The organism is Bradyrhizobium uaiense, assembly GCF_010811875.1.
Classification (GTDB): domain Bacteria; phylum Pseudomonadota; class Alphaproteobacteria; order Rhizobiales; family Xanthobacteraceae; genus Bradyrhizobium; species Bradyrhizobium uaiense.
This window is the reverse complement of the sequence record NZ_VKHP01000413.1, coordinates 1-4073: the sequence shown is the minus strand read 5'-3', so window position 1 is coordinate 4073 and position 4073 is coordinate 1. Positions and strand designations below refer to the sequence as shown.

Below are 4073 nucleotides of genomic sequence, written 5' to 3'. Positions count from 1 at the left end.
CCCACCGTACGTACCGCTGCTTTGCCGCCGAGCAGACCGTCGTGGGCTGCGTCCAGGTTCGGCTGGCCGGCCGGCATGGGGAGCGCGGTGCCGACAGGGCCCCTGTCGCCGGTGAAGGAGTGCGTCCCGCCGAGATCGGTCACGCCCCCCTTACCGGCGGGGGCGCCCCCCGCCGGCGTGACCAGCCGCAAGGCAGCGCCCGCGCTGACATCGAGCTTGGCCCCACTGCTCGCCGTGATCAGCGGGGTTGCGATGGTGAGCGCGCCGCCTTGCAGGGCGCCGCCAGCGTCCTGGCTGAGCGCCACCTTCAGCGTGCCATTGCTATTCGAGGTGATGCTTTTCGCGGCCGTCAGCGTCACATCGGAGAAGCCGAGCGCAAGGCGGCCCAGCGTTGCGCCGTCGGTCGGCCTGCTCAGCGAGGCATCGTAACCGAACAGAATCTCGTTGGCCGTGATGGCGAGATGGCCCGATCCCGTGCCGGGCCCTCCGGGCAGCACAGCACCAGGTGCCTGGCTGCCGTAAGGGATGGTGCCGCCGTTGCCCGTACGGATGCCATTCCAGACCAGCGTGTCGGCGGTGATGCCGGCGGTATCGCCCGCGGCACCGAGACCGTAAATGGCCGGCGTGTTGAGAACGAATTTGAGGGAATCTGAGGAGGCGCTGCCCTGGCGCGTGGTGTCGAGATCGACCGTTCCGATCAGGTTGAAAGCGCCGCTTGCCGTGATGATAAGCTGTTCGAGCGCGGGGCTGCCGGCGGTCGTCGACGGCCGCAGCAGCTTGTCGAGCACGCTTTGGGTGAGATTCCATCCCGCCCGCAGCTGGCCCGCGGCCTGCGCTGCCGCCAGGGTTGTCTCGGTGCCGACATTGACCTGCTCTTGCGTGACGTTGAGGTAACGCGCACCGAAATTGACGTCGCCCATGGAGAGGCCGCCCGGCGCGGCCAGCACCACGCTGCCATCGGTCAGCAGTGACGCGCCGCTCGCGATATTGATCTTGCCGGATCCGACAGCATCAAGGAACTGGAAGCGGCCATTGGCGACGGCGAGCACTGCCGGCCGATCGGCCGTCGAACTGGTCGACGTGGGGTCTACGTTGCCATACGTGTAGCCAAGCGTGGAATCGATCGTATTGCTGCTCAGCCCGCGCGTATCGATGATTGCGCTGCCTGCCATATTGACCGTGCTGCCAACCAGGAACACCTGCCCGGCCCGGATGCTGGCACCATCGAGCAGATTCACGGTGACGCTTCCGTCGAAATAGATTTGGGCACCCGCTCCAGGATTGTTCAGCACCGAATACACGCTGGTGCCACCCAGCAAGAGTGTAGATGCCCTAAAGGCATTGATGTCGTCGCTGGAGATCGACGTATGACCGGCTATCGGCGTTGCGCCTGGCGCCGTGATGTCGAGCGCGACGATCGACGAATCGAGAGTCGACGGCCTGACCGCCAGCGTGCCGTCGACGCCGCCCTTGGCGCCGTTGAACAGGGCTGTACCGGCAAACGTCAATGCTTTCGCATTATCCAGCTGAGGAAGGAGACCGATTTCGAGAACCTTGCCGTCCTCCGGCAAACGAGGCCGGAACCCGCCGAATGCGGCAGCCTGCGTGCGTTCGAAATCGGCATAACCGGTCTCGTTGTATTGCGAATAGAGCCGCGTGGCCTGGCCGGAGGTGAGGATTATCCGCGTCGGCAGCGTGTCTTGGATTGCGGTGTTGGCGACGCCGAGATAGCCCGACGTGACGACGGTGCCATTGCCCGCAGCGACGGGGCGCATCACTGTTGTTCCGGTCGAGCCGAGCTCGACGCGATAGCCACCGGGCAGCAGTGCATAGCTCGACGGCAACAGCGTGTAGGTGCCTGCGGGCAGTCCCGGCACACCTGAAGGAAGCGTGATCTGCTGGCCGATCACCGGGTCTCCGGCGCCGTGGGTCGCGATCGCCGGCGCATATTCGGCCGCATAACCGGGCAGGATGGCGTAGACCTTGTTGCCGGGAGCGCTGTAGCTGTTGACCGGGTTGGCATTGACGAGGGCCGTCTTCAGCACATCGACCGAGCCGCCACGACCAGAGATGAAGCCTGCTCCTGTGAGCGTCCCACCACCGGACAGATCGAGCACGGACCCTGGCTCGCCCACAACAGAGGCAGCGTTGATCGAAATGCCGCTCGCAATCATGAGGCCGCTGACATGATCATCGTAGGAGGCGCTCGCCAGGTTATGCAGCGTGCCGTCCGCGCCTTGATAGGTGATGCCATCCGAGGTGCCGCCAAACGGCATGATCAATCCGGCCGCACTTGCGGAGGTGATGCTGCCGCTGCGGAAGGTGATATGCGCGTCAGGTGCCGGGGGAAAGAACGGACCCTTGTCGAGTCGTGAATTGTTGAACCAGATGCGACCAAGCGGTGCGCGAACAACGCCGCCCTGATCAATGTCGGCGGCAATGAGGACCAGATCACCAAAGGCCGAAGCCGGGACCGGCGGCGTTTCGTCGTTATTGCGGCGGATGACGAGACGGGCGTCGGGGTCATAGGCGGCGCTTGCCCCGTTCGGACGAAGCCCAACCTTGATCAGCGCCAACGCGCCGCTCAGCGGATAGATCTGGTCTGCGGTCAGTGCGAGATTTTCAACATTGAGCCCGCCAGTGCCGAACCTGATATCGCCGTTGCTCTGGAGCGCGACCTGATGAAAGCCGCGGGCATCGAATGGAAGGCTGACGGGACGTCCGATGTCCACGGCCCCGCTGCCCTGTTGGCCGGTGGCGCCGAACTGGACCGGCCCGTACACATCGATCAGGTCGCCTGCGACTGTGAAGCTTCCGCCAGCCGCCGGATTCCGGACGCCGACATTGTTGATCCCGGGGGAATATCCCACCGCCGTTTGCGAGTCCTCGGCGTTGTAGACGCCATCGAGACGGACATAGGGCGCGGACAAATGAATCGTGCTGTTCGGCGTGTTGGGTGCCGATGTGATGACACCGCTCGACAGACGAAGGCTGCGCGACTGGCTGAGATCCACATTGCCGTCGAAGACGAGAAGATCGCGCGTATAGAGCGCGAGAGCGCCGAAGCCGCCCTTCTCGATCTGGTTGACGCCAATTACCGCCCGCCCGAATTGCAGAGCCGGATCGGCCTGCCCCGGCGACAGACCGGCGGCAAGGCCGCTGCCCGCGGCATTTTGCACGAGCGTGATGTCACGCGACCTCTGGAACGCCTCAGGCAGGTCGCCGCTCGCATAGGGCGCATTTGCGTTCGGCTGCCCGACGATGTAGCCACGCCACGACATGGTCAGGTTCAGCGCGCCGCCGGACGCGCCGCTGCCGCCGGCCGCCGCCCGCAAGGTGCCGTCGAGGGCCATGCCGAAGCTGGAATAGAGCGAGATCGTTCCGCCGTCACTCGCGGCAGGTGTCGGGACATAGTTGTTGCCGCTGAGCACGTCGACCACCGCAGACGACCCTGACGCGTCGATCACCGCGCCGGGGCGAACGATCACAAAGGCATCGCTGACGACGGGATATTTTGGATCCAACGCGCCGGTGCCGCCGATGCGGATCGTGCCGCCATCCGGCACTGCCGTGTAGGAAACCCCGCGGACATCACGTCCCACCGCGTTGCGCGCCGAGACATCCAGCACCGCGTCGTCGCCAATCCAGAACGAGCGGGTCAGGCCGAACTCGCCGTAACCCGAATTATACCGGCTGTCGCCGGGCGCATCCTGGAGGCTCGTGATCAGGATATTGCCGGCGGGCGCCGTGATCGCGCCGTCGATGACGGTCTGGCGATTGGCGAAGATCGAGACTGAGCGTCCCGGATCGACGTTGATGGACGCGCCCTTGGCCAGCGTGAAATCATGCAGGCTCCAGAACGTTACATCGGCGCCGACACGCTGCGTGGTGCTGCGCTTGAAGGAATCGATCGTGAACCTCTGTGGCGTCCGAAGTTCCGCAGCATCCGAGACGAGGCTCCCGCTGGGCGCGGCATAGCTGCGCTGGGTAAAGCGATAGACCGGCACCTCGGCATCCACGCGCGTGCCTTCGCCGATCTCGATGCCCGTGTTGCTGCCGATGTTGTAGGCGGT

Annotated in this window: 1 pseudogene; it reads right to left on the bottom strand. The window is 64.9% G+C overall.

Annotation, left to right across the window (positions count from 1 at the left end):
- Positions 1–4073, bottom strand: a pseudogene (locus FNJ47_RS44915) (filamentous hemagglutinin); the annotation flags it as partial.